This window comes from Halobacteriovorax sp. (assembly GCF_041587335.1).
Classification (GTDB): Bacteria; Bdellovibrionota; Bacteriovoracia; order Bacteriovoracales; family Bacteriovoracaceae; genus Halobacteriovorax.
In genome coordinates, this window is record NZ_JBFGYP010000260.1 from 1 (window position 1) to 2123 (window position 2123).

General features: G+C 34.8%; 4 protein-coding genes and 1 pseudogene. All 5 read left to right on the forward strand.

The annotated features are described in order from the left end of the window. Nucleotides 1-333, forward strand: a pseudogene (locus ABX784_RS17145) (hypothetical protein); the annotation flags it as partial. A 110-nt stretch (nt 334-443) separates the two neighbouring features. Continuing rightward, entirely contained in the window at nt 444-848 is a 405-nt protein-coding gene (locus tag ABX784_RS17150; RefSeq protein WP_372656284.1) for a hypothetical protein, read from the forward strand. Between the two features lie 96 nt (nt 849-944). Then, the gene (rpsP, locus tag ABX784_RS17155) at nt 945-1193 is read left to right on the forward strand and encodes a 30S ribosomal protein S16 (RefSeq protein ID WP_372656285.1); all 249 of its coding nucleotides are present in this window, start codon (nt 945-947) and stop codon (nt 1191-1193) included. A 112-nt stretch (nt 1194-1305) separates the two neighbouring features. Next, nucleotides 1306-1545 carry a KH domain-containing protein gene (locus ABX784_RS17160; RefSeq protein ID WP_290731821.1) on the forward strand — a complete coding sequence of 80 codons (240 nt, stop codon included), beginning with the start codon at nt 1306-1308 and terminating at the stop codon, nt 1543-1545. Between the two features lie 149 nt (nt 1546-1694). Further along, complete coding sequence (locus ABX784_RS17165; RefSeq protein ID WP_372656286.1) at nt 1695-2069, forward strand: response regulator transcription factor; 375 nt, start codon at nt 1695-1697, stop codon at nt 2067-2069. Nucleotides 2070-2123: the final 54 nt, after the last annotated feature.

Here is a 2123-nt window from a genome sequence, read left to right on the forward strand (position 1 = left end):
TCTAGGAATGAAGTTGAGCTAATGATTGGGTTCTTAGCACGTAAAGCCGGTGGTTACGCCAACTCAAATATGAGAGAGATGGGAATTGACTGGGTTACTTTTGAAGGTAAGAGAATTAAGTTTTGGACTAATACTAAAGGTGTTCATTACGAGCTGATTAAAGACACTCTTAGAACAAAGGCCAGGCAAAATCCAAAAGTAATGGAAATTCTTCTATCTACAGGGGATTTAATCTTAAGGCCGGATCACTTTATGGGTGATGCACCTCCTGCATGGTTTTATAACAAGATTTGGATGGAGCTGAGATCTGAATTTAGAAAAGAGATACTCTAATTCTTACGGGAGACTAGGTTCTCCCTTTTTTAATATATAAAAATGACTCGGTGCATTGATTTAAATACTCCTTTCTATTATATTTCAGAAAAATAAAATTAGGAGCCACCATGAGAAAGAGTATTTTATCTATAGTTCTATTATTTAGTTTAAGTTCAGCTTACGCTATATCTGATTCAGAGTGTAGAGATGTCTATAATGAATCATTTAAGGATCTTGTGAGCGCCTCTAAAGACTTTAACAGTGGCTATGCTGATAAATACGAGTTCTCTATGCAAGTAGCCGAGATATCGACTAGAGTTGCAGGTACTAGAGCTGTTTGTTTAGCTGTTGAGAGCCCAGACAATAGAAAGTGCGTGGCTGCTTATAAGAAGAGATATAAGACGCTGAGAAGCCAAATTAAACTGACTTCTGTACTTGTAGGTAATCAAACTGAAGTTAAGCCAAGGCTAATTCAGAGTATTTCCAATGAGTTTACGTCTTTGATTAACCGTGTTAAGTGCGGTGATTTATAATAATTAATTACTTAAATCATTGACATCTAGCTGGTCATGAATTAATTAATAAAGCCTATTTACAAGTGTAATAAAGAGTTTTGTAGGAGTTTATACATGCTAACAATCAGAATGCAACGCGGTGGTAGAGTACATATGCCAATTTATACTATTGTTGCCACAGACTCACGTAATCCAAGAGATGGTAAATTTCTTGAAAGACTAGGTCAATACAATCCACATATCGAAGGTTCAGAGCTTATCGACATTAAAGCTGAAAGAATTACTGCTCTTATTAAGAGTGGAGCTACTTTGTCAGATACAGTTAGAACTCTTCTAAAGAAAAACAAAATCCAAGTAGGTTAAGTTTTTTATTCCCCTTGCTTAGTTAGCTCTAAGCAGAGGGAGTCGCCTATGGCGAAACAATGTTAATGGAATAGGTATTCCTAGTGGATACCTGTAGAAAGCGAGAGTACAAATGAGCGAATTGAAAGATCTAATCCATTACGTTTCTAAATCACTTGTCGACATGCCAGATTCGGTAGAAGTAAACGAAATTGTAGGTGAACAAACTACAGTTATCGAGCTTAAAGTTGATAAGACTGACTTAGGTAAAGTTATCGGTAAACAAGGGCGTACAGCTAGGGCCTTAAGAACTATTCTTAATGCTGCTTCAACTAAGTTGAAGAAAAGATCTGTATTAGAAATTATCGAATAATTTTAATTTAAAGACGCAATATAAGAAACCTCACTTTTGTGAGGTTTTTTTGTACCTAAGTCCTTTAAATTTACCGTATTTTCTATATTTCTTTATAGAATTAATTTATCTTCACTATTAAATTAATATTTAGGCCTTATTATAGAGTTATGGATAATTCTAAGTACACTATATTAATCGTTGAGGATGAAGTAGATCTTTTAGAGATCTGCATCGACTTCTTCGAACTTGAAGGGTTTAGTGTTTTGGCCGCAAGAAATGGGACAGAGGCGCTAGAGTTATTTCTTGCTGAAGATATTGATATAATCTTATCTGATTCAAAAATGCCAAAGATGAATGGACTAGAATTACTGAATGAATTAAATGAATGTAATAAAACAATACCTCCATTCTTTTTAATCACTGGTGATATCGCTCTAAGTGAGGAGGAGTTAGTGAGCAAGGGAGGAGCGGGTATTATTTCAAAACCTTTTGATCTAACTGAAGTCATTAACAAGGTAAACTCTACCTTGAGCGAAAGCTAATATGTCTCACAAAATTAAAGCACAAAGTTTCTTAGAAGTTTCTCATCAATTTAA

What these genes read in the sequence shown, in the direction of transcription:
- ABX784_RS17150 (WP_372656284.1), top strand. Translation starts at nt 444, where the DNA reads ATGAGAAAGAGTATTTTATCTATAGTTCTATTATTTAGTTTAAGTTCA.
- rpsP (WP_372656285.1), top strand. Translation starts at nt 945, where the DNA reads ATGCTAACAATCAGAATGCAACGCGGTGGTAGAGTACATATGCCAATT.
- ABX784_RS17160 (WP_290731821.1), top strand. Translation starts at nt 1,306, where the DNA reads ATGAGCGAATTGAAAGATCTAATCCATTACGTTTCTAAATCACTTGTC.
- ABX784_RS17165 (WP_372656286.1), top strand. Translation starts at nt 1,695, where the DNA reads ATGGATAATTCTAAGTACACTATATTAATCGTTGAGGATGAAGTAGAT.